This is a genomic window from Bifidobacterium sp. M0353 (genome assembly GCF_016100645.1).
Classification (GTDB): Bacteria; Actinomycetota; Actinomycetes; order Actinomycetales; family Bifidobacteriaceae; genus Bombiscardovia; species Bombiscardovia choladohabitans.
In genome coordinates this window covers 910611-932655 of the sequence record NZ_JACFSB010000001.1, presented here as the reverse complement: position 1 = coordinate 932655, position 22045 = coordinate 910611, and the positions used below count along the sequence as shown (strand labels likewise).

The 22045-nt window shown below is 62.7% G+C and carries 27 protein-coding genes; all 27 read left to right on the top strand.

The window, feature by feature from the left end; genetic code table 11:
• Positions 1 to 50: 50 nt before the first annotated feature.
• A complete protein-coding gene (locus H3V04_RS03780; protein ID WP_198187250.1) occupies positions 51 to 2345 on the top strand; it encodes a bifunctional DNA primase/polymerase in 2295 nt (764 codons plus the stop codon).
• A complete protein-coding gene (locus H3V04_RS03775) occupies positions 2342 to 2845 on the top strand; it encodes a hypothetical protein (protein ID WP_198187249.1) in 504 nt (167 codons plus the stop codon). Before H3V04_RS03780 ends, H3V04_RS03775 begins: the two co-directional genes overlap by 4 nt.
• A 34-nt stretch (positions 2846 to 2879) precedes the next feature.
• Entirely contained in the window at positions 2880 to 3599 is a 720-nt protein-coding gene (locus H3V04_RS03770; RefSeq protein WP_198187248.1) for a type II toxin-antitoxin system RelE/ParE family toxin, read from the top strand.
• Positions 3600 to 3749: 150 nt separating this feature from the next.
• Positions 3750 to 4715, top strand: a complete 966-nt coding sequence (locus H3V04_RS03765; protein ID WP_198187247.1) for a DUF6731 family protein — start codon at positions 3750 to 3752, stop codon at positions 4713 to 4715.
• Positions 4716 to 4736: 21 nt separating this feature from the next.
• A complete protein-coding gene (locus H3V04_RS03760; RefSeq protein ID WP_198187246.1) occupies positions 4737 to 5270 on the top strand; it encodes a hypothetical protein in 534 nt (177 codons plus the stop codon).
• A 482-nt stretch (positions 5271 to 5752) separates the two neighbouring features.
• Positions 5753 to 5974 (top strand): hypothetical protein, encoded by a 222-nt coding sequence (locus H3V04_RS03755; RefSeq protein ID WP_198187245.1) that lies wholly within the window; start codon positions 5753 to 5755, stop codon positions 5972 to 5974.
• 10 nt (positions 5975 to 5984) lie between these two features.
• Entirely contained in the window at positions 5985 to 6161 is a 177-nt protein-coding gene (locus tag H3V04_RS03750; protein WP_198187244.1) for a hypothetical protein, read from the top strand.
• A 484-nt stretch (positions 6162 to 6645) separates the two neighbouring features.
• Entirely contained in the window at positions 6646 to 7035 is a 390-nt protein-coding gene (locus H3V04_RS03745; RefSeq protein ID WP_198187243.1) for a hypothetical protein, read from the top strand.
• Complete coding sequence (locus H3V04_RS03740) at positions 7007 to 8449, top strand: terminase (RefSeq protein ID WP_198187242.1); 1443 nt, start codon at positions 7007 to 7009, stop codon at positions 8447 to 8449. Before H3V04_RS03745 ends, H3V04_RS03740 begins: the two co-directional genes overlap by 29 nt.
• Positions 8446 to 9909, top strand: coding sequence for a phage portal protein (locus H3V04_RS03735; protein WP_198187241.1), 1464 nt, complete (start codon positions 8446 to 8448; stop codon positions 9907 to 9909). The genes H3V04_RS03740 and H3V04_RS03735 overlap by 4 nt, the downstream gene beginning before the upstream one ends.
• A complete protein-coding gene (locus tag H3V04_RS03730) occupies positions 9827 to 11014 on the top strand; it encodes a hypothetical protein (RefSeq protein ID WP_198187240.1) in 1188 nt (395 codons plus the stop codon). The genes H3V04_RS03735 and H3V04_RS03730 overlap by 83 nt, the downstream gene beginning before the upstream one ends.
• Entirely contained in the window at positions 10972 to 11232 is a 261-nt protein-coding gene (locus tag H3V04_RS03725; RefSeq protein WP_198187239.1) for a hypothetical protein, read from the top strand. Before H3V04_RS03730 ends, H3V04_RS03725 begins: the two co-directional genes overlap by 43 nt.
• A 137-nt stretch (positions 11233 to 11369) precedes the next feature.
• Entirely contained in the window at positions 11370 to 11951 is a 582-nt protein-coding gene (locus H3V04_RS03720) for a hypothetical protein (RefSeq protein ID WP_198187238.1), read from the top strand.
• Positions 11952 to 11978: 27 nt separating this feature from the next.
• A complete protein-coding gene (locus H3V04_RS03715; protein ID WP_198187237.1) occupies positions 11979 to 12935 on the top strand; it encodes a major capsid protein in 957 nt (318 codons plus the stop codon).
• Entirely contained in the window at positions 12928 to 13197 is a 270-nt protein-coding gene (locus tag H3V04_RS03710) for a hypothetical protein (RefSeq protein WP_198187236.1), read from the top strand. Before H3V04_RS03715 ends, H3V04_RS03710 begins: the two co-directional genes overlap by 8 nt.
• Entirely contained in the window at positions 13194 to 13595 is a 402-nt protein-coding gene (locus tag H3V04_RS03705; RefSeq protein WP_198187235.1) for a Gp19/Gp15/Gp42 family protein, read from the top strand. Before H3V04_RS03710 ends, H3V04_RS03705 begins: the two co-directional genes overlap by 4 nt.
• Entirely contained in the window at positions 13595 to 13918 is a 324-nt protein-coding gene (locus H3V04_RS03700; RefSeq protein WP_198187234.1) for a hypothetical protein, read from the top strand. The genes H3V04_RS03705 and H3V04_RS03700 overlap by 1 nt, the downstream gene beginning before the upstream one ends.
• A 1-nt stretch (position 13919) precedes the next feature.
• Entirely contained in the window at positions 13920 to 14168 is a 249-nt protein-coding gene (locus tag H3V04_RS03695; RefSeq protein WP_198187233.1) for a hypothetical protein, read from the top strand.
• Entirely contained in the window at positions 14165 to 14560 is a 396-nt protein-coding gene (locus tag H3V04_RS03690) for a hypothetical protein (RefSeq protein WP_232342446.1), read from the top strand. Before H3V04_RS03695 ends, H3V04_RS03690 begins: the two co-directional genes overlap by 4 nt.
• Positions 14561 to 14627: 67 nt before the next feature.
• On the top strand, positions 14628 to 15236 hold the full coding sequence (locus tag H3V04_RS03685) for a hypothetical protein (protein WP_198187232.1): 609 nt from the start codon (positions 14628 to 14630) through the stop codon (positions 15234 to 15236).
• A gap of 120 nt (positions 15237 to 15356) precedes the next feature.
• Entirely contained in the window at positions 15357 to 15737 is a 381-nt protein-coding gene (locus H3V04_RS03680) for a hypothetical protein (protein ID WP_198187231.1), read from the top strand.
• Positions 15738 to 15832: 95 nt separating this feature from the next.
• Positions 15833 to 16114 carry a hypothetical protein gene (locus H3V04_RS03675; protein ID WP_198187230.1) on the top strand — a complete coding sequence of 94 codons (282 nt, stop codon included), beginning with the start codon at positions 15833 to 15835 and terminating at the stop codon, positions 16112 to 16114.
• Positions 16115 to 16172: 58 nt separating this feature from the next.
• A complete protein-coding gene (locus tag H3V04_RS03670; protein ID WP_198187229.1) occupies positions 16173 to 19133 on the top strand; it encodes a tape measure protein in 2961 nt (986 codons plus the stop codon).
• Complete coding sequence (locus H3V04_RS03665) at positions 19130 to 19867, top strand: hypothetical protein (RefSeq protein WP_198187228.1); 738 nt, start codon at positions 19130 to 19132, stop codon at positions 19865 to 19867. Before H3V04_RS03670 ends, H3V04_RS03665 begins: the two co-directional genes overlap by 4 nt.
• On the top strand, positions 19858 to 20994 hold the full coding sequence (locus tag H3V04_RS03660; RefSeq protein ID WP_198187227.1) for a hypothetical protein: 1137 nt from the start codon (positions 19858 to 19860) through the stop codon (positions 20992 to 20994). The genes H3V04_RS03665 and H3V04_RS03660 overlap by 10 nt, the downstream gene beginning before the upstream one ends.
• The gene (locus H3V04_RS03655) at positions 20991 to 21521 is read left to right on the top strand and encodes a hypothetical protein (RefSeq protein ID WP_198187226.1); all 531 of its coding nucleotides are present in this window, start codon (positions 20991 to 20993) and stop codon (positions 21519 to 21521) included. Before H3V04_RS03660 ends, H3V04_RS03655 begins: the two co-directional genes overlap by 4 nt.
• Before the next feature lie 13 nt (positions 21522 to 21534).
• Positions 21535 to 21888: a hypothetical protein gene (locus tag H3V04_RS03650; protein WP_198187225.1), complete on the top strand. Its 354-nt coding sequence runs from the start codon at positions 21535 to 21537 to the stop codon at positions 21886 to 21888.
• The last annotated feature ends 157 nt before the right edge of the window (positions 21889 to 22045 follow it).

Here is a 22045-nt window from a genome sequence, read left to right as displayed (position 1 = left end):
GACCCCGTGAGGACCAGTGATGAAAACCAGCCAACAAAGCTTTGGAGTGCATGTTCACCATGTTGTCGGATTACCGTCATGACTGCTCGACCATTCCGGACGGGCCGGACAATGTCAGTCTCGTCCTGACCGGGATGAGAGTCACCCACCTGTCCGAGGAGCACGACTTCTACGACAGGCTCGGCCAGTCCGTCACCATACCCAAACGGCAGACCAGGAAAAGCGTCACGCCATACTGCGAAGCCGGATACGCGAAAGCTCTCTGGGACTTCCGCAACAACAGCCTCCTGCTCGGCGACGACGGCGCCACCCTCTACGTGCGCGATGTCGACCAGACAGGGGAGAACCGGCTGCTGGCCACATGGCATGCGATCAGCAGTCTGGAAAGCGAATACCATGTGCCCAAGGCGAAGGCCTACCTGCCGTGGAACCGGCAGCTGCAGGTGGAATGCGCGAAAATGCCCCGACGGGTGCGGCACGGCGTGAAGTTCGCCGACCGGGCCTTCCTGCGTCGGGATGGCAGGGTCGTGCAGATCCGCGAGGGCGACCTGCTGTTCGACGACCCGTTCGAGCTCACCATCGACGCTGTCTACGACCCTGGTCTGGCTGCCCGTGCGGTCGGGTTCATGAACGATGTGACCGCGGACGCGCATTCGGCGCGGAACCTGGGGCGCATGTTCGCCACCCCCGTGCTGGAACCGTACAAGCATCTGACTTATGTCATGTACGGGGATGGGGGGAACGGCAAGGGGATCCTGCTGGGCATGCTGGCCTCCTCGTTCCCCGGGTTGGCTACGGCGGTTGATTCGCAGAAGATCCTCGGCGGGCGTCGCGGCGTGGGCGGGTTCAGTTCGGATCAGGAGATGGTGAAGCTGATCGGCGCCTTGTGGGCGTATGACGAGGATGCGGATACGATCAGCCTGGAGCAGATGACCCTGTTGAAGAAGATCAGCACGGGGGATACGGTGGTGGCTCGGCGTATTCAGGAGAACGCGGTGAGTTTCGCCCCGAAGTGCACGTTCGTGATCGCGACGAACAATCCTGTGATCACTACGATGACGGCCGCGTCGGCGAGAAGGTTCGTGTATATCCGCATGAGGGACGGGAGGTCTCCGGACGAGTTCGCCCCGCTGCTGGGGTTCCGTGCCGAGCATGGCGCGGCCCCGTTCATCATGGCGTCGTGCAAATTGTGGCAGTTGGAGGGTGATGAACCGTACCGTGATGTGGTGATCGGCGATTCGAACGATCTGAGCCAGGCGGAGCAGTGGATCGTGGACAGCATCGTCGCCCAGGGGTATGTGGTGTCCGGCGCGAACCCGTACAACGAGTCCGCTGTGGCCCACGCGAACTCCGTCAACAAGCTCGGACTGAAAAGCACTTTCAAATGGGTCGACGGCCGGTCGGCTCGTGTGCTTGTCGTACGTGACGAGCAACGGTTCCGGCCCTACCGGGAAGCGTCGGAGCAGGCTCTCAGCGAAGCCCAGGAGGAGCAGACGCCGAGCAGGCCGGAACCCATCGAGGCCGACCCCATGCCGTTGCCCGGCCCGCTCGGCTTCAACTGCGGGTATGTTCCCGCGGACGGGCGGAAGGTGGCGAAAAACTGGAAGCGTCGTGTCGCGGACCCCCGTGTGGACACGTCGAAGCGTCCGGCCGGTGACGTGTATGCGGTGGTTCCGGGTGAAGGCATGATGGTCATTGACATGGATGTGTCCAAGACGGGCGGGGATGACGGCTGGACCGTGCTGAACCGGGAAGCCGCCCCCTATGGTTCAACAGGGTTCCCCGCCACCTACCTGGTGGGCACCCCTTCGGGCGGCGTGCACGCGTACTACCGGATGCCGGAAGGATTGCATGGCAGGTTGAAGAACCGGGTGCATGCGTCCGGCATCCCCGTTGATGTGCGCTGCGAAGGCAAGGGGTATGTGATCGGCGCAGGCAGCCGCACCGTCGCGGGCGAATACCGGCTGCTCGACCTGCCGAAGGACCGGATCCCCGTACTCCCCGGTCGGCTGGCAGCCTGGCTGGCGGACAACGGTTACGTGGAAGGCGTGCAGGCGGGACCGCCGGCCGCCCGTCCGCCAGCGCACGGGCCCGTGGACGGTGTGGACGCGCTGCTGGCGGCTCCGGTGAAGCGTTCGGGCAGGCCGGATATGACTCCCGTGCCGGAGGGGAGGCGGAACCAGACCCTGCATGACTGGCTGTACGGGCGGTGGCTGAACCATCCCGACAATCTGGACCGGATCCGCGAGGACTTCTACGCTCGTGGCCGGGCGAGCGGCCTGCAGGATGGCGAGCTGAACACGATATGGGGTTCCGTCGCCCGACAGCTGGGAGAAGCCGCATGACCGGGCGGGGGAGGAAGCCTCCGTGGCTTCGCATCCTGTGCCCTGAAGGCAATTACGGGAGGCTGAAGCCCCGGCGTTGCGGTTCGTGCGGCAGGTGGCTGGTCAGCCTGCAGGACGGGGTGTGGGAGTCCTACGATTCGGGGGTCATCCGGGCTGGTCGTGATCTTACCAATGCGATCATCCTCGGCCGGAACCTGGCTCGCATCATGTGGGATCCGCTGCTGCGGCAGGCATACCTGGTAAGCGTCTACGGGTCCTGCGGGCTGGAACCGGACGGAATGTACCTGGCTGAGCATGACTGCGCCGCCGCCCCCATCAGCGTCGAACCGTTCAGACCGGCGCCCAGGCGGAAACGTGGGAGCCTGGCTGGCTTGCCGAGGCTGAGCGGTGCGCAGGTCCGTGAATTCGAGGAAGCGTGGAACAGACCATTAAAAGGAGTCTTGACGGATGGAGCCGGTGACGGGTCAGGAGAACGGAAACACGATGAACAGGAAAGGTGAACGCCGGATTGATGGGAGGCATGTCAGGTGCCCTGTGTGTGAGGACCTGCCTCGTGGCCCCTTGTGCAAGGCCCATCGGCGGGAGCTCGCCAAGACGATCCACGGGCTCAGGCTTGGCTTGGTCGAGCTGAAGCGGGTCGAACGGCGGGAGGTGCACTATTCGCCCGGCACCGGGGGAGGAGCGCATCCGGCTTTCGCCCCGGCGGCCATCGACATCAGCGCCGCCGATCTCTACAATCAAGTCGAGGACACGCTCCAGGACGTGGCAGGCGACATCGGACTCTGGGCAGGCAAAGCACCCAAGCTCATCGAAAGGCTACAAGCCAGCATGGGCCGGCTTGCGGACGCGCCCAATAGCGGTCGCGACTACAGGCAGCTCGCCAACGCGTACCGGCGGGTCAAACTACGGATCACACCACCCGAGGAGAGGATCATCCACGGGCATTGCCTCAACCCGGCATGCAGGACCGACATTCCAGGAGTGGCAGATGACCAGATGGTTACATGTCCAGCCTGCGGCAGCACCTGGTCGGTGTCGGCGCTCAGGCGGGCCAGGGTGGAGGAGCTGCAAGGGCAGACCATTACCTGTACGCCAAAGGTTGCGGCGGACTGGACCCAATGGCAGACCGGCAGGAAAGTCACCAGGAACAGGGTGGACATGTGGCTTAAGCGCGGGAAACTGCCATCGGCGGTGAAAGCAGGAAGCCGAGGGCAGTGGACTTTCGACACGGGAGAACTTGTCGCCTGCGCTTGACAGAAGTCAACTGTTACACTATATTTGATATAGTTCGTTTTCAGTGTCAGGGTCGGGCAGAGATGTCCGACCCTTACGCGTAGTAATTAACGATTGCCTTCTATGCTATCGTGTTATCTATACCCTAATCGGCTGAGGGACGAAGGTAACATGGTTGTTAAAACGCGAAAAGTTGTTTTTTATGAAGGCGTAGAAACTGATCAGGCGAAATGTGCAAGTCCTTGGAGCGAAGACAGATGGAAACGACTTTTCGAAGATATTAAGCAAAAAGAAGCTATTGAGGAAAAAGAGGGTTCCAATTCAACATTGTTGTGGAACTCTTTTGGTGGTCGTCGCTATCATTGTTCTGCTAGAAGCTGTACAACTCCATCTGTCGATTACCTGTATCTTTGTAAGTTACGCCCTAGGATCGATTGGCCTGATGTTCAGAATGTCGGCGGTAGCGTTGAGAGCCTAGTGTCAAAAGCGGCTGAACTCGGAATCACCAATATCCTTGAACCCTGCTATATTCTTCCGGTTGCCGGTACTCGTTATATCGCTGTAATGAGGAGCTCCAATGGACCTTCGGCTAGAGCCATAAGTGATTGGGTTGATTCATTCATTGATGATGTGAAAACTAATAGAGTCTTCGCGCTGAACCCAGTGTTCACGAAGGATGCATTAAAACGATTGAGGACTGCGATTGGGGCGAAAAGGCTGAGTTTTGCTTTCACTGAAGTTCCTGATGCTGACTTGGATGAAAAAATTGAGGGATCTCATGTTGATGCAGCGGTTGGGGAGCTGAGTCAGATAACAAAACGGGAGATGTCAATCGGCGTTACGTTGAGCTTTGGCCACGCAAGAGCACTTGGTCCAGGGCCTGACGAGATGCTTGAAGAAGTAAAGAAGATTGTAGATGCTTCTGAGAAACCGAATCGGAAACTGTCCAAACTAGAGGCTACAGTCGTTCAACCTGGTGATGAACATCCAGAGACAGACCCTATCGACTTCCTAAAGGAGAAATATTGCGAGACGGTACAGGTTGGCGCTTCGGAAAACGACGAGCCCTCACCAGAATCTGTGCTTGCAGCAATGATGGATGCAATAACTAAATTTAGAAAAAAGATTAGAGAATAAGAACTGTGGAATTGGAGAGCTATGATGCGGCGTTTATCATTTGTCATACGCTGCTCTGCTTTTATCAAAGATGATCCCGGCAAGGTAAATCTGGCTTTATGTGTCATCGTTTTGTTGCATTGGTTGCTGGATGCTCTCCCGGATTTTCCTCATATATGGCACGGCTTGATTGAAGCTTCTGTGGATCAACAATCTTCGATTTTCTTGGCAATTCTTAGCGTTTCCGCAATGGTCGCCGGTTTTGCTGGAGTTGTTGTTGTTTTCGGTCTCTCCACAGTCGACATATTGCGGAAGTTGAGAGCAAGAGCCGGAAAAGCTTTGACTCGTAATTGGATATCGGTCAGTAGCGCCGGTTTCCTGGGAACCGGTTTGGCTTTGATTGCAGTATTGGTACTATATAGTCCATTGAAACATGCTGCCGTTTGGTTTTTTGAGCTAGCTGTTTTGATCTGTTTGAATGGAATTCTCCGATTACTTTGGTTGCTTAAGAGCCTGATTAAATTGGTCCAGGCAGATGACATCAAGAAAGCACAAGAAGAGGATGAAATCAAGTAAGATACCCAAAGGGCAGTTATTTGGCTTTTGAAGCTTAGTATTTAATTCGGTTTTGTCGAAGCAATTGTATCTAGGAGACGTTCTAATCTCTTGCGAACCGCTTCCGAAGTTCCAGAATAGTAGATTATTAACTCTCGATTTACTGGGTAGTCATATATCTCCAAAGCAAGCATAAGGCTGGGCATGTGACCACTGAGTTCTTTTACTTTTTTATCTTCTTCGGAAGTAGAGTACTTTATTGATAAAGTCAAAGGCGCAGAGCCATATTCAGCGCTTTGTCTGTCATCTCTTTTTTCTCTGCGTTTCTTTTCATATCGTTAGGAATAGAAACGTTTCACTACCCGATAAGAAGAGCGACGATACAGCTGACAGCTGTCCAATTAATGCAAAAAGTTATGAAATCGGCATACTTGCCCGGCCACGCCAAACTTTACTTCCCTTCACATGGACGCGAGCCGGGCAACCTTCACCTTGGAGGACTCATGAAACCCATCAGTCGCAGACTGACAATCAGCATCAAGGACGAAGACACTGGTGTTGAACTGGGTTCCGCAACCGCAGAATTCAACCTGCCAACCGCATATACGGAAATCCGCGATATCGGAGGCGTTCTTGTCGCGGTTGCCCCAAGAGTACATGGCGCAGAGTTTGAAGACAGAATCACTTCCTCGCTGGAAGCGGCAGCAGGCAAGCTCGGAGAGTAGGAGGGTAGCTATGTACATCATCACCCACCCCGGCCAGTCCACCACCCAGGTGCCGGGAGCCAAAGGCTACCGGGTCGACAAGAGGACTGGCACCCTCACCCTCTGGGGCCGACACTACAAGACCATCGCAGCCTACCCGCAAGGCGCATGGACCGCCATCACCCAGACACCGGATGACCAGGACTAACCGACGCCGGGCCAACGGGTGGAGGCGCGACCAGATCATAGCAAGGGTCAAAGCATCCTACGACGTGTGCTGGCTATGCGGCGAACCCGTCGACAAGACCCTGCCCGCAGGACTGCCAGGCTCGGCGGAAGTCGACGAGAAGACACCCGTTTCACGCGGCGGCTCGCCATACGACTACAACAATTGCTTCCTCGCCCACAGATGGTGCAACCGTATACGAAGCAACCACACGCCAGAATGGGCGCGACAACGAATACGACAAATCAGACAGCACGGGCACGCGACCGACGTCAAGGCGACCTCACTGCCGTTGAAGACCAGCGGCGACTGGTGAACCCTGGGGGAGGGACCCCCGGGGGACGGACTTCAGCAACCTCGGGTGCAGTGCCGATCTCTCCCCGGGTGACGGAACCGTAACGCGTTACGGGAGCAGGAGGCTTAGGAGGTGGGGAGTATGGCCGTTTGCCAATGGTGCGGTGGCCGCATGCCCCGGAATGCGAGACCTTCCGCCAAGTACTGCTCTGCCAAGTGTCGTCAGGCCTCGTACCGTGCGCGCAGGAAGCAAGGCGAGCCAACCTGCGGCAAGATTGGGAAGGTGGTCGTGCAGGTGTCGCCGCAGGTGGATGCGTCGTTGAACCGCGCCGACTTCGACCGGATGATGGATGACTCGTATGAGGATCTGCTGCGTTTCAGCCGTGACGTGCTCAAGAAGGCCCTCGCCGATGATGAGACCCCGGCCACGGCCATAGCGGGAATTTCCAAGCAGCTTTTGTCGGTCGGCAGGGAGCTGGACGACAGGGTTGACTCGGGCCTGGTGCTTGATGATGAGGATGCCGAGGTGGTGGATGATGGGTTCAGACCGGAGACTGTCTGAGCTTGCCGCCCACTTGGTGCAGCCGGAGGGCATCGTTTCCAGCGACTTCCCACGCGTGCAGCGCGTGGCGGCCAAGGCGGGCATCGAGTACGACCTGTGGCAGCAGGGGCTGGGCACGTTGATGCTGGCCAGGACGGGTGCGGGCAGGTACGCGGCGGGGGTCGGCGGTGTAGTCATGAGCATCTGCCGCCAGGTCGGCAAGACCTTCACCGTGGGCAGCAACGTGTTCATCAAGTGCATGCTCACCCCTGGCACGAAGGTCCTGTGGACCGCGCACCGTACGAGGACGTCGGACGAGACGTTCATGAGCATGGCCACCCTGGCCAAGAACAAGGTGCTCCGACGCTATGTTGGTCCTCCACGGAGGGCGAACGGGCAGCAGGAGCTCCGGTTCACGAACGGCAGTCGCATCATGTTCGGCGCTCGTGAGCAGGGGTTCGGCCGTGGTTTCGACGATGTGGACGTCGAGGTGTTCGACGAGGCGCAGATCCTGACCGAACGTGCCTTGGATGACATGATACCCGCGACCAACACCGCGACTAACCCGCTCATCGTCTTCATGGGCACCCCGCCCAAGCCGGGCGACCCTGCTGAGGTGTTCACCGAGAAACGGCAGCGAGCCCTGAGCGGGCAGTCCAAGGACATGCTGTACGTGGAGTTCAGCGCCGACCGTGACGCCGATACGAACGACCATGCGCAATGGCGCAAGGCGAACCCCAGTTACCCCAAGCGCACCTCGGGGGAGGCCATTCAGCGCATGCGCAACCTGCTGGGCGAGGACAGCTTCCGACGCGAGGGCCTGGGCATCTGGGACGAGAACGTGGCATCATCGGCCATCGACCCTGGACAGTGGTCGGGAACGGCGGTGGACGATCCTGACGTGGAGGGGCTGGTCGGGTATGCGATAGACATGCCGCCGGACCGGTCCAGCCTGGCCATCGGCGGCTGCGTGAAGCACCCTGACGGGTCGGCCCACATCGAACTGAAGGCCTTCGAACCCACCCGGTCGAAAGGCACCGCCTGGGCCGTGGAATGGATCGCCGAACGGTGGGGCAGGACCGCGGCGGTGGTCATCGACGCCCAGTCGCCCGCCATGGCGCTCCTGCCGGACCTGAAAGCCAGGCATGTCAGGGTGACCACCACGACGGCTCAGGACATGGGACGGGCGTGCGGGCGTTTCCAGGACATGCTCAGGGACGGCAGGCTCACTCATCTGGGCGGCTCGGCGCAGCCTGCCCTGGATGTGGCGGTCGCCAACGCCACCACGCGCAACATCGGCAACAGCGGGGCCTTCGGGTGGAACAAGATGGGCAGCGACATCGACATCAGCCCGCTCGTGGCCTGCACGCTGGCCCTTTACGGGACAGTGGTGACCAAACGCGACCCCGACAGAAAGCAGAGGCTTATCAGATGATCATGCTCCCACAGACCATCAGGGGCCTCACTGCCGCTGAACAGGACCTGTACCGAAGGCTCCTGCGCCGCCTCCTGGAGAAACGCGGGAGGAACCGTTTGCGGTCGAAGTACTACGACGGGCGCAACGAGCTCAAGGACATCGGCTACAGCCTGCCGCCGGTCGCGAAGGACATCGAGATCGTGGTCGGCTGGCCGGAGAAGGCGGTCGAGGCATTGGCGAACCGTGTCGTACTGGACGGGGTCACCATGCAGGACGGTTCGGACCTGTCCCGCAAGGTGGCTGATCTGCTGGACGAGAACGACCTGCGCAACACGGCTACCTCGGCCCATGCTGACGCCCTGGTCCACTCCTGCAGCTTCATCGCTGTCCTGCGTGGCGATACCTCCATCGGGGAACCGGAAGCGATCATCCAGGAGTTCAGCGCCGACAACGCCACCGGCATCTGGGACAAACGCCGTCACGGCCTGAGTTCGGCTCTTCTGTTCGAGGTAACCGATGACGGGAAGACCGTCCAGAGCATCTATCTCATGGACTATGAGCATACGGTCGTGATAGTCCCCGCAGGGCCCGGGTACCAGGTGTATGACTGCACGCCGAACACAGGCCGCATCCCGTGTGAGCTGCTGGCTTACAAGCCGGACGCGAAGCGGCCTTTCGGTCGCAGCCGCATCAGCCGCACCGTCATGAGCCTGACCGACAGCGCGGTGCGAACCTTCCTGCGCAGCGAAATGCAGGCCGAGCTGTACTCCGTGCCGCCCAGGTACTTCCTGGGTGTCGAGCCGGAGCTGTTCCGGGACGAGAACGACAACGAGATCCCTACCTGGAAGCTCATGATGGACCACATCCTCGCCATCCCGAAGGACAAGGACGGGGAGAAGCCGGAAGTGGGCCAGTTCCCCCAGTACTCGTTCGAGCCGCACAGCGCCCAGCTGCGGCAGACGGCCTCCATGTTCGCGGCTGCCACGAGCATGCCACCGGACATGATGGGGGTGCTCACCGACAACCCGTCGAGCGCGGAGGCCATCGACAAGGCCCAGAAGGAGCTCTGCCTGGCCGCCGAGCAATGCCAGTCCTGGTTCGGGCCCGCCTGGGAGCGGATCATCGACCGCGCCCAGAAGCTGGCAGGACCGGACGGCAGCGTGCAGGCGGTCGCCTGCCAGTGGCGCAACCCTTCCACGCCGAGCCGCGCTGCGGCTGCGGACGCGGCGGTCAAACTGGTGCAGGCCGGCATCCTGCCCGCTGACAGCGACGTGACCTACGACATGCTGGACCTTTCCGACCGGCAGCGAAGGACGCTGCGCAAGGAGCAGCGGGCCGCCAGGGCGCAAGGGAACATCGACCAGCTCAGGGCCAGGATGAACATGGAGGCCGCAGGTGGAAGCGAACAACCTGAAACCGACCGGCGAAACCCTGACGGAACTGCGGAAACTGCTGGAGCGGGCGCACAAGGGGTATGAGGACGACCTGGGAAACCTGACCGAGTCGGCCGGCGAGGACATCACGGAACTGCTGGCCCGTGACCCGCAGGACGTGAAGGAGCTGGTCGCCGAGTACGTCAGGGACGCCAGCCAGCTCAGCGAGGACTACTACGACACTATCCGGCAGCTCTGGCAGCAGGCGGCCGGAGCCGACTTCCCCGACTTCGAGCACGCCGGTCTGACCGACCCCGACCTGGCACTGTGGAAGACACAGGGCGGGTTCAACAACACCGGGTCGCCGGGCCTGACCTACCGGCAGGTGAAGGAGGGACGCTCCCGGTCCGGGTTCACCATGGATGACCTGTGGCCAGACCTGTCCAACCCGGATGACGCCATGCAGTTCATCGCCGACATGATCGAAACCAGCGCCAGGCTCACCATGCAGGCCAACATCAGACTCGACCCGACGAAGCCGCGATGGGCCAGGGTCCCCAAAGGGGACAGCCCGTGCGCGTTCTGCGTCATGCTGGCCGGCAGGGGCTTCGCCTACCGGTCCGAGCAAACCGCCACATTCGGCGGCTCCTTCCACAACGGGCATTGCCGCTGCCAGGTCGTGCCGAGCTGGGGGGCAGACCGGGCCCTCACCCGGGCGCAGACGCAATGGCGGGACATGTACCGCAAGAGCGTCATCAATGCCGGAGGCGCGAGCCCCGACAAGGTCACCCAGGCCATGCGCGCCCTCTACCCGGAGGGTGTGCGCGACGGGCACTACACGCTGTCCAAGCCGTGGCCCGATGAGGTCATACAGCCGTACCGGCAGGTCTGGGAGCACATCCTGGGCAACCACGGGCCAGGGACAGAAGTGTCCGGCAAGACCGCGTTCCCTTCGTCATGGAGCGAGAAGCGCGTCAGGTATGAGGTCATGGAGACCGTAGCGGCACCAGACCTTGTCAAGAGCATGAAGGACGGGAAGCGGGAGGAAAGATATAGACTGGTTGATGAGGAGATAATCCGCGTGTGGCTGCAGAAAAAACGGAACACCCACGGACGGTACATGATCAACACGGCGTTCCCGACAATAGGCAAGGAGAAGGAGAGGGCATGGCGACTGATCAAGAAGCAGCACAGGCCTTCCGCCGATTGAGGCCCTATCTCGCTCCGGTCATGGACGACTGGGAACTCACAGCGCTTGACGGCGGTTTCGAGGCCGGAGAGCCGTATTTCGCCCTGTCCGACGCTGTGGCATCCATCCCCTCGTACAAGGTGGATGTCCCCCGTGACGTGCTGGTGCAGGCGTTCTCCTGCCTCAACGAGGACGACCGGCAGGAGTACGCGGACATCCTGAAGGGCGCGAAGGCGTAACCTGAGCTCACTTTCAACTTCTTTTCTGGCCATCCCTTTCCGGGGTGGCCTTTTCCATGCCCTGAAGGGCTATCAAGTTTTCCGCGGACCCCGCACGCCGCGTCGCTAATCGTGCGTCCGATTATCAAGGAGCAACCATGCCCATGCATTTCATCCACCGTTACGACCGGCTGCACATGCGCCTGGCCGACTCCCCGCAGGGGGACGCCGGTTCCGGCGGAGGCCAGCCCGGTCCGGAAGCCGGGCCCGACCAGGGTGCGGAGCAGGGCCAGGAGTCATCGGAGTCCAAGGAGTTCAGCCGTGCACTGTCCAAGCGCACAGCGGAGATCCGCGCCAAGTACTCGGACTACGACGAGCTGAAGGCCAAGGCCGCGAAGCTTGACGAGATCGAGGAGGCGCAGAAGAGCGAACTGGACAAGCTGCGCGAACAGGCTCAGAAGGCGGAACGCGAACGGGACGAACTGAAGGCCGCCCGGGAGCGTGACCAGCTGGTCGGCGACATCGCCAAGGAGACAGGACTGGACCGGTCCGTGGTGGAGATGCTCTCCGGAGACGGGGACCAGCTCAGGGAGCACGCACAGGCACTGGCCAAGATCATCGGAGAAACCAGGAAACAGCAAGAGAGCAAACTGCCCCCAGCCCCGCCTCTGACGAAGGCCCAGCCGGTGTCCGACATGAGTCCGTCGCAGATGATCGCCGGGGCCTACGCGGACAAGTAGCGCATCACACGAAAGGAGCCATGAGATATGGCCATCACATTACAGGAATCGGCGAAGCTGTCCCAGGACATGCTCGCCAAGGGCGTGCTGGAGACCTTCACACAGACCAGCCCCATACTGGACCGTCTGCCGTTCATGGATATCGAGGGCAACGCCTTCGCCTACAACGAGGAGGCCATGCTGCCCGGCGTGGAGTTCCGTAACGTCAACGAGGCGTACAGCGAATCCACGGGCACCGTCAACCAGAAGACCGAGACCCTGAAGATCCTCGGCGGCGACGCGGACGTGGACCGGTTCATCCAGCAGACGCGCAGCAACCTGAACGACCAGCGCGCCGAACAGACAGTGCTGAAGACCAAGGCCCTGAGCTACAAGTTCCAAGACGCGTTCTTCAACGGGGACACGCAGGTCGACACCAAGGGCTTCGACGGGCTGCGCAAGCGCCTGGTCGGCAAACAGGTCCTGGAGGCCGGCGGCAACGGCCTGCCCATCGTGGGCGAGTCCAACAAGGACATCCACGCCTTCCTCGACAAGCTGGACGACCTGCTGGCGGCCGTGCCGGGCATCAACGGGCAGAACGGCGCTCTGTACGCGAACGCGGCAATCATCCGCAAGATCGGCTCCGCCCTGCGCCACGTCAGCCTGGACGCGGTCCTGGAGGAGGACATCGCGGGCAAGCGCGCCATCCAGTGGAACGGCATCCCCATCCTGGAGGCCGGGCAGAACCCCGACGGCAGCCAGATCCTCGCCCAGGACGAGACCCAGGGGACCAAGACCGACACGACCAGCATCTACGCGGTCAAGTTCGGCTCCACCGTGGGCGACCAGGCCGTCACCGGCCTGACCAACGGGGGAGTGTCCGTGATGGACCTCGGCCAGCTGCAGGAGAAGCCCGTCTACCGCACCCGCATCGAATTCTACGTGGGTCTGGGCGTCTTCGGCGGTAAGGCCGCCGCACGCCTGAAGGGCGTCATCAATGGCTAAAGGAGCGACAACCAGGAGGAACTCGGGCAGAACTAGGAAACCAGCGGAACCGGAGCCTGAAGAGGTCACGGAGCCGGAAGAGGTTGCGGAGGCGACCGAGCCCTCGGGCCCTGAACTCGCTGAGGAGGTTCAACCGCAGGAGCCGCCCGCCGGGCGCATGGAACGGTTCCAGACGGCAAGGCCCGACGGGAGCATGGTCGAGATCGTCAGGAACCTGGACACCGGCGAACAGAGCGTCAAGGACATCCAGGGGAAGCCTTGACCGAGAAGACCGAGGAAATCAAGGCGTTCGCGACCGTATCGGAACTTGAATCCGGCTGGCATGAACTCACCGGACCGGAGCGCGACAAGGCTGTGGTGCTGCTCTCTCGGGCCTCCCGCAGGATCAGGTCCACCTGCCCGGGTTGGAGGGAGGCCGAACGGCGCGAACCTGGCCTGTGCGCGGACATCTGCTGCGCCATGGTGCAGCGGGCCATGAGCGTTGACGAGTCCGGCCTGCCGCCTGGAGCCTCCCAGGTCAACGACACCACAGGCCCGTTCACCAGCGGGTACACGTTCAGCAACCCGCTGGGCGACCTGTATCTGCTGGACAGTGAGAAACGGTCCCTCGGGGCCGGACAGTCCAGGGCCTTCGCCATCGGCATGAGACAGGGCGAGTAATGGAGCGGGTCGATGTGTACCGGGGGCGGGAGACTACGGACCAAGACGGGAACACCGTCCAGGCCTCGCCCGCCCTCTGGGCTTCGTTCCAGGCGCTGGTCGCCCCCGCCTCGCAGGAGCAGCCAGGGTCGACCGACTCGCTCCCCGTCCAGTACGACCACACCGTCTACATCAGGTCCGACACCGAGACGGGCATCAGGGAAACCGACCTGCTCGACGTGAGGGGCCGCATGAGCGTGGTCGTGGGCGTGGTGGCCGTCTGGCTGGACCGGGCCGGACGGCACATCGGCGACGTGATCACCGTCAGACGCAGGGAGGGATGACATGGCGAAACGATGCAGGTTCGTGTTCAACCGGAGGGCTTTCTCCGACCAGGTGCTCAAGGGGGGCCGCACGCAGCAGGTCATCCATGATGCCTGCGAACGGGCGGTGGGCTCGAACCCCAGGGGCCGCATCAAGGTGCGCGACCAGACCCAGGGGCGCACCAGGAACGGCGTGACCATGATCACCGACGGGCCCAACGAGACCAGGAACGGTGCCCTCACCCAGGCCCTCGGACGGGTACGGGTATGAAACACCCACCCGTCAGGCCTGTCAGGGTCGAGGAGACGCTCCTGCCCCTGCTGCGCCGCGAGTACCAAGACCGGGGGGTCGTCTTCGGCTCCCTGCGGGACAGGGGAAACCTGGAGAGGGAATGTGTGCTGGTCGCCGACCCGCAGGGCATGGCCACGCCGGTCAGCCAGTACGTGCGTGTCAGGGTGAGCGTGATCGTGCGCAGGTTGGACGGCAGCGGCGACTTCATCGAAGCGCAGCACCTGGCCGCCGATATCATCCACACCATCACCGAGACAGGTGGCGGCGGGCCGGTGATATCCGCCGCCCTTGATTCGGGCCCCGTCCGCCAGGAGGAGGACGGGCTCGTCTTCGCTTACGCGGTCCTGCTCCTTCAGGCGCGCACACAGTAGCAGCGAAACAAGCGAGCATGCCGCCACATGCCCTTTCATCATCAGCAATCGAACCGAAAGGCAAGCAATGGCAGACAACTCGTACATCAGCTCCGGCAACAACGCGGACCTGGTCAAACTCATCAAGGATTACGCGCTCTTCCTCTTCCCCAAGGGGGAGACGTTCACCATGCCCACATCCACCGACTGGCAGCCCCCGGAGGGCAAGAAACCGGTCGGCTACAACAGCGAGGACGGGGCGGTGCTTCACCCCGAGCCCGGCGACACCACGGAGATCAAGGCCCACAACGGGGACGTGGTCGTGTCTGAGTCGGCACCAGGCCAGTGGACCTTGCAGATCCCCGGCATCGAGTCCACGAAGGACATCGTGGAGGCGTACTTCGGCACCAAGGCGGACAAGAATGGGGCGCTGCATGTCAAGGACGCGACCAGCAACATCGAATACGGGTTCGTGCTTGCCGCTCTGGACCAGAACGGCAACCCCATCGTCGTGTGCGGTCAGAAGGCCAAGGTCACCGACCGGGACGACGTCACCTTCTCCGACACCGAGGTGGTCACCTTCAACATCACCCTGGGCATGTTCAAAGGGGCGGATGGCTTCCAGTTCCACGCCTACGGGCTCCTGCCTAGTTCCGCGACGCCAAGCACGAAGGGCTCACTCGCCAAAAAGTCCTGACCCGATCCCATGCGGAACCCGCAGGGGCACCACACTTCCTCTCCCCAGCCTGATGGCGGTCTCGCCGGGGAGGGGACCTTCCCATCCGACCGCCGAGCATCAAACCAATAGGAGACCGCCATGAGCGACACCGATTATGTGGAAGTTCAGCCCGAGATCGACGAGGACGCGCAAAAGTACCCCGACGTCCGCCTGGAGGCGCTGGGGCTCAAGTTCGACCTGCCCAACCTGAACAGCGCGGACCTGCCCATCGAGCTGGTGCAGACCATCCTGATCATCAAAAGCAGGGTCGTGCTCAGCGAGGAGGAGCAGTACCATGCCATGGCCGTCTGTCTCGCCTACTTCGAGCAGATGCAGCCGGACCTGTGGAACAGGCTGCGTTCCAGCGGCAACGCGCTCGGATGGCTGGCGGGCATCGTCCGGGCCTGGGCCAGGGAAAGCGGCGTAGACCCAAAAGCGTTTACCTCCTCATCCTCGAAGCGGAGCACCACAGCGCGCTAGACGCCGACTGGCTCACCCGATACCGGCGCACATGGCGGCCGGTCCGTTTCCTGGACTGGCTGGACGCACCCAAGGGCCATAAACCCAGGGCGAGCTTGGCCCTCGGCAGGGCGTGGGGGCTGACCAGGGAGATCCTGCGCGACAGGACCAGCAACAGCTTCGCCGCGCTGGCCGGATGGTCCTACACTCCGACAGGGGCGGAGATCGCCCTCTGGGACCAGATGGAACTGGAGGGCAGGCTCAAACGCAAAGGCTACAGGCCCTGGGCCGACAGCCGCAGCGACTTCCTGGGCTCGCCGAACCCGGAGACCGGGGAACAGCGCCGGGAACGCCTGGAACGCAGGGACCGGCTCAGGGACCGGTACCACATCCACTGACAGACAACCGCGTCCGACCGCCATCGGGCCCCAATCACAATCAAGAACGGAGCACCCGATGGCACAGGACGTGGGCACCGTATACGTGCAGGTGGAGCCCTCCGGGCGAGGTTTCGGCAGGAAGATCGAAGGCGACCTGGGCGACTCCATCGACAAGGTGTCCGACCGTGGGTCGAAGAGCCTGTTCAGCAGGCTCGGCGGGGCGTTCACGAAGGTCGGCAAGGCAGGCCTGACCACCATCGGTGCCCTCACAGGCGGCATTGTCGGCCTTGCCGCCAAAGGCGGCTTTGACAGGGCTCTGGCGATCGAGAACGCCCAGGCCAAGCTCAAGGGGCTCGGGCATTCGGCGGGCGACGTGTCCGAGATCATGAACGACGCGATGGCCGCCGTCAAGGGCACCGCCTTCGGCTTGGGGGACGCGGCCACCGTGGCCGCCAGCCTGTCAGCCTCCGGCGTGGCCTCGGGCGAGCAAATGACCAAGGTCCTCAAAACCGTGGCCGACACCGCCCAGATCAGCGGACGCAGCCTGACCGACATCGGCACCATCTTCGGCTCCGTGGCCGCCAGGGGCAAGCTCCAGGGCGACGACATGCTCCAGCTCATGAGCAGCGGCATCCCCGTCCTCCAGCTGCTCGGCAAACACCTGGGCAAGACCAGCGCCGAAGTGTCCGACATGGTGTCCAAAGGCAAGATCGACTTCCAGACCTTCGCCGACGCCATGCAGGAGGGGCTGGGGGACGCTGCCCTGTCCGCCGGCGGCACATTCCAGGGTGCGCTGGCCAACGTCAAGGCCGCCCTGAGCCGCATGGGGGAGACGGTCGGCAAACCCGTCCTGGACGGGTTGAGGGGCCTGTTCAACCAGGCGATCCCCCTGATCGACAACTTCACCGCATCGGCCAAACCGACCATGGAGAGCGTCGGGGCATCCCTCCAGCACGGCATCGAGAACGCAATACCCGCGCTCCAGAGCCTTGCAGGGCGGGTTAAGGGATACCTCGCCCCGCTTTCAGGACCGATCGCGGACCTGAAGGAACAGCTCGGCTCCTCTTTCTCACAGATAAGCGAAGGCAGCGCCGACATGGGCAAGGCCGTCGAATCCGTCATCCAGGGCATCGTCCGGAACGTGAAGACGGCGATCGACCTGGCCTCATCCATGCTCAGGCAGCTCAACGGGTACGCCAGGATATCCGGCCTCGCCGGGCTGGCGACGAAGGCCGTCCAGCTGCTCGGCGACGCCCTCAAATGGGCGGGCGACAACGGGCACTGGCTGCTGCCGCTCGCTGCTGGGATCGCCGGCGTCGTAGCGGCAGGCAAGGGCCTGGCCATCGTCAGCTCCGGTCTCGGAAAGCTGGCTGGGGTAGCGGGAACTGTGGCATCGACCGCGACGGGGATCGCGAGAACCGTCGACATGATGAAGCAGCTGGGCGGCGTACTCCCGGCGCTGAAGCAGCTGGCCACGGGTGTGGGCCTGGTCAAGAACGCGCAGTTGGCATGGAGCGCCGTCACCAAGGCGGCATCGGCGGTGCAGCTGGCTTTCAACGCGGTCCTGAGCGCGAACCCGATCGGCATGCTCGTCCTGGCCATCGGAGCCGTCGTGGCCGCCCTCGCCCTGTTCTTCACGAAGACCGAGGCGGGCAGGAAGATCTGGGCCGGGTTCACCGACTGGGTCAAATCATCCTGGCAGAGCGTGACCGGGTTCTTCTCGGATTCCTGGGGCACCATCACCGGGGTTTTCGACAGCGCTCTGGACAAGGTGAAAAGCGTCTGGAACGGTGTGTCCGGCTGGTTCTCGGGCCTGTGGGACTCGCTCTCCTCCACCATCTCCTCCAAATGGCAGGCCATACACTCATGGCTGGTCGGGGCTATGAAGGGTGTCCAGGGCTTCATCGGCAACGTGTGGACGGTGATCGGCGCTCTCATACTGAGGCCCCTGCAGCTTGTCAGGGATGGCATCAACGCCGTCTTCGGCTGGATGACCGGCTTCATCTCCTCGCAGATGGACCAGACCAGCGGGGTCATGCACTCCGTGTGGACGGGCATCTACGCAATCGTGCAGACCGTCTGGACCATGATCAGCGGGGTCGTGTCCACGGCCATCAACGCCGTGCGCACGGTGATAGTGGCCGTGCTCCAGTTGATCAAGGGCGACTGGAGCGGGGCATGGGGAACAGTCAGCAGCTTCTTCACCGCCACCTGGCAGAGCATCGTCGACTTCTTCGCCCCCGCCATACACTCCATCCAAGCCATGATCGACACCGTGCTCTCCTATGTGAGCACCGCTTGGAACAACGTTTGGGGAGCGGTCAGCGGGTTCTTTTCCAGGGTGTGGAACAGCATGCTCGCGTTCCTTTCCCCGGTGGTCGACAGCATCCAGACCACCATCGGCAACGCGCTCTCATTCATCAGCACGACATGGAACAACGCATGGGGAACCATCAGCGGGTTCTTCTCCGGAATATGGCAGGGGATGGTCAACACGGTCGGGCAGAAGGTGACGGAAGTCGGGGACAAGATCGCCGGAATCAAGAACCTGGTCATCGGGAAACTGTCCGACGCGGGGAACTGGCTGATAGATGCGGGAAGACAGGTGGTGAACGGCCTGATCAACGGGATCAAATCCAAATTCGAGGGTCTCAAGAGGACCGTCACCAGCATGGGCAGCAAGGCTGTCGAATGGGCGGAAGGAGTGCTCGGTATCAATTCCCCGTCGCGCGTCTTCCGTGACCAGGTGGGCGTGATGATAGGGCGCGGCATGGCCGAAGGCATCGAGGACAGCCGGAGGTTCGTGAACAGGAGCATGGACCGTATGGCAAGAGGCATGACCCTAGATGGGCGGCTTTCCGACCTGACCCGGAGCGGGGCGACGGGGCTGGTATCACCCGGGGCAAAAATCCAGGAGGGGCGTCAGGTGGAGTATGCGCCGACCTACCGGATCACCCAACAGGATCCTGGTGTGGTCATTGCCGCCATCAACGCCAGGGACCGGAGGGCGATGGCAGGATTTGGAGGCGTGCTGTGAGGGTGCGCGTGACCAGTCCAGCCGACACCTTGACTTTCCATGACATGGGGTTCGGGCAGCAAGGGGCCGGATGGTTGACGGATGCCGGTGTGACCGGCTGGTTCGGTGCGGTGAAGCCTCGCGAGGAGGGTGTGGACATCCCCCAGCAGGACGGGTGCTACATGCCTGCCCGGCTCACGTCGGCGGGCAGGACGGTCACCGTCAACGGGGCCGTCGTGGCCCGTTCGAGTGTGGAGGCGGCCGCTTGGCGCGACAGGATTAACGACCTGGCCGGCAGGCGGCTGACCCTGACGGTCGAGGACGCGTCGGGGGAGCGGGGCGCGGTGTGCTGGCTGGCCGATGACCCGGAGCCTTCCATGTGGGTGCGCGGGGACGTGTTCACGTTCGCCTTGGTCCTGTACTGTCCCGACCCTTTGAAGTATGGCGCGGAGACGGTGTTCGGCCCTGCTGGGTCCGGCCCGCTGACGGTGTCGAATGACGGGCTGGCCGCGTCATGGCCCCGTGTGCGTGTGGACGGGCGCGTGTCGGGTCTGCGCCTGTCCTGCGGGGACGGGGTGGTGGAGTGGCGTGGGGATGCGGATGGTCTGGACCTGGACTTTCGCGACATGCTGCCTGGCGCGGGGGCCGTGTCGGTGAACCGCCCCTGGCGTGTCCCGCCTGGCGTCTCGACGGTGCATGTGACGGTCTCTCAGGGTGCCCGGGTGTCGATGATGGTGCGCCCTGCATGGAGGTGATGACGGTGGAGCCTTTGAGGATACTGGTGTTCGACGCGCAGGGAGGGCCTATGTTCGCCCTGCCGTACTCGTCATGCGAATGGTTGGATTCGATCAGTGAGCCGGGGAGCCTGGACGTGAAGGTCGTGTATTCGGATGTGGCCTTGCGGGTGCCTGCCGGCCTGTTCGCGGTGATGCGCGTTTGGGGTGTGATCCTGGCTGCGGTGCGTGGCCGTGACGTGGTGCATGCGGGCTGGCTGACCGGCTACCAGTGGGACCCGAAGACCGCGACCCTGGACCTGCAGTGCGGGGGCGGGTGGAGCATCCTGTCGAAACGGCTGGTGATGAGCCACCGGCTGGACTCTTCCTGGCGTGATGGTGACGTGTTCATCGATCAGGACCATCCGGCGGGGGACTGGCTGCTGGAATTGCGCGGCTCGTATCGTGACATCGCTTCTGGCCTGGTGCGTGAGGCGATGAAGTGGGGTGCCCTGCCGTTTGACCTGCCGCCGGTGGATGGCGGGTCGGCGCATGACCTGCCGTACGCGGGGTATGACCTGGCGACGACGGCGGACCGGCTGTCGGACCTCGCTGGACGTGAGGATGGGGACGAGATACGCATGGACCCGGTCCTCTCCGGCGGGGGGCGACTGTCGTGGCTGCTGCGCAGCGAGCCGGAGATCGTGGACCACATGTACACGGCTGACGGCCTGGGTGTGCTGACCGCCATGGCCCCTGGTCAGCGGGTCATGTTGACCGGGGTGAAGGGCGAGGGCGCGTCCATGACGGGTCAGGTGTATGCGGCGGGCGGCAAGGATCAGGACAGGACGCTCATGTGCCGTGCGGGTGAGGGCATCCCCGGCTTGCCCCTGTTGCAGTCGAAGGACACGGAGCATACGACGGTGAGCGACCTGGACACCCTGCGGCGGCATGCGCGCGACGACCTGGCTTACGGTGGCAGGCCTGATGTGACCTACGGGCTGGATGTGGGGCAGGAGACGCCCCTCGCGCCGGGCGACTGGGTGGATGTGCAGGTCGACGACCTGTTCCTGGGGCCCAGGCTGCTCCGGTTGAAGGTGACGGACGTGTCCGGCTCCTCGGGGTCGGACTGGACCACCGTGCAGGCCAGGGAGAGGGTGATGTCATGACCGGTGCCAAGTACGCGCCCGGAAGGATGGACGAGTCCGCGAACCGGGTGCGTGACCAGCGCCGCCTGGAGCGGGAGAAGCGCGAGGCGAACCGTCCCACGGGCACGGAGATCGCGCAGGTGACCCGCAGGCTGGACGAGCAGCAGGAGCGCATCATGAGGACCACGCCGGTCTTCTCCACGGTCTCAGGGTCTTCGCCCGGTGCATCGCTGGGCGGCGGCTGGACCCGGCTGGTGTCAGTGCATGCGGCGCGTGACACGTCGCACGGCAAGAGGAACGCCGTTCTGCTCATATCAGTGACTGCAGCAAAGACCGGTGACGGCATGCCCCTGTTGAAATGCCTGGCAGGTGGAGCCGCTGCGGGCACTTTCCCTGGTGTGACGGCGAATGGTGATGATTTCGGAGGGTCATCCTCCACGATGGTGGACCGTGACGTGGATGTGGTTTTGTACGGGAGGTCCACGGTGTCGGGTGCCTCCCCGGTGGGATCGGTTTCCATGACGGTGACAGTGATCAGCCTGGCATGAGAGGAGTCCGCTGATGAGTGATGGCGTGCTGGCGGAGCGGGTCGGCAGGGGTGACCTGCTGCTCCTGCGTGGTGCGACGAACCGAGTGGGTGTCCTGTGGGAGCAGGATGCAGGACACGGGTTCAAGCCGGTGGACCTGACCGACTGGGATTGCCGGTTCGAAATGGACGGCCCGGACGGCTCCACATGGTATACGCGCCCCTGCGACGCGGCAGGGCCGGACGGGGAGGCGTGCGTGTACATGCCGCCCCAGGCTTTCAACGCCGACATTTGGAAGGCCAGGTCCTCGGGCTCCTGGCGGATGACGGCCGCCAAGGATGATGTGACGGAGATGCTCGGCTACGGGTACTGGACCATGACAAAGTAAGGAGAACAAATGACGGATCAGATTATGGACAAGCGCACGGTGGCGATCCCTGGGCCGGTTGGGGATATCACCCCGCAGGCCCGGCAGGCCTGTGCGGATGCGGTCAAGGCGCGGGACGAGGCGGAGGTGTTCGCCGTCCAGTCAGGCGTGAAGGCCG

Coding starts and splice junctions, on each gene's coding strand:
- H3V04_RS03780 (WP_198187250.1), top strand. CDS start 51: ATGTTCACCATGTTGTCGGATTACCGTCATGACTGCTCGACCATTCCG.
- H3V04_RS03775 (WP_198187249.1), top strand. CDS start 2,342: ATGACCGGGCGGGGGAGGAAGCCTCCGTGGCTTCGCATCCTGTGCCCT.
- H3V04_RS03765 (WP_198187247.1), top strand. CDS start 3,750: ATGGTTGTTAAAACGCGAAAAGTTGTTTTTTATGAAGGCGTAGAAACT.
- H3V04_RS03760 (WP_198187246.1), top strand. CDS start 4,737: ATGATGCGGCGTTTATCATTTGTCATACGCTGCTCTGCTTTTATCAAA.
- H3V04_RS03755 (WP_198187245.1), top strand. CDS start 5,753: ATGAAACCCATCAGTCGCAGACTGACAATCAGCATCAAGGACGAAGAC.
- H3V04_RS03750 (WP_198187244.1), top strand. CDS start 5,985: ATGTACATCATCACCCACCCCGGCCAGTCCACCACCCAGGTGCCGGGA.
- H3V04_RS03745 (WP_198187243.1), top strand. CDS start 6,646: ATGCCCCGGAATGCGAGACCTTCCGCCAAGTACTGCTCTGCCAAGTGT.
- H3V04_RS03740 (WP_198187242.1), top strand. CDS start 7,007: ATGATGGGTTCAGACCGGAGACTGTCTGAGCTTGCCGCCCACTTGGTG.
- H3V04_RS03735 (WP_198187241.1), top strand. CDS start 8,446: ATGATCATGCTCCCACAGACCATCAGGGGCCTCACTGCCGCTGAACAG.
- H3V04_RS03725 (WP_198187239.1), top strand. CDS start 10,972: ATGGCGACTGATCAAGAAGCAGCACAGGCCTTCCGCCGATTGAGGCCC.
- H3V04_RS03720 (WP_198187238.1), top strand. CDS start 11,370: ATGCCCATGCATTTCATCCACCGTTACGACCGGCTGCACATGCGCCTG.
- H3V04_RS03715 (WP_198187237.1), top strand. CDS start 11,979: ATGGCCATCACATTACAGGAATCGGCGAAGCTGTCCCAGGACATGCTC.
- H3V04_RS03710 (WP_198187236.1), top strand. CDS start 12,928: ATGGCTAAAGGAGCGACAACCAGGAGGAACTCGGGCAGAACTAGGAAA.
- H3V04_RS03700 (WP_198187234.1), top strand. CDS start 13,595: ATGGAGCGGGTCGATGTGTACCGGGGGCGGGAGACTACGGACCAAGAC.
- H3V04_RS03695 (WP_198187233.1), top strand. CDS start 13,920: ATGGCGAAACGATGCAGGTTCGTGTTCAACCGGAGGGCTTTCTCCGAC.
- H3V04_RS03690 (WP_232342446.1), top strand. CDS start 14,165: ATGAAACACCCACCCGTCAGGCCTGTCAGGGTCGAGGAGACGCTCCTG.
- H3V04_RS03685 (WP_198187232.1), top strand. CDS start 14,628: ATGGCAGACAACTCGTACATCAGCTCCGGCAACAACGCGGACCTGGTC.
- H3V04_RS03680 (WP_198187231.1), top strand. CDS start 15,357: ATGAGCGACACCGATTATGTGGAAGTTCAGCCCGAGATCGACGAGGAC.
- H3V04_RS03670 (WP_198187229.1), top strand. CDS start 16,173: ATGGCACAGGACGTGGGCACCGTATACGTGCAGGTGGAGCCCTCCGGG.
- H3V04_RS03660 (WP_198187227.1), top strand. CDS start 19,858: ATGGAGGTGATGACGGTGGAGCCTTTGAGGATACTGGTGTTCGACGCG.
- H3V04_RS03655 (WP_198187226.1), top strand. CDS start 20,991: ATGACCGGTGCCAAGTACGCGCCCGGAAGGATGGACGAGTCCGCGAAC.
- H3V04_RS03650 (WP_198187225.1), top strand. CDS start 21,535: ATGAGTGATGGCGTGCTGGCGGAGCGGGTCGGCAGGGGTGACCTGCTG.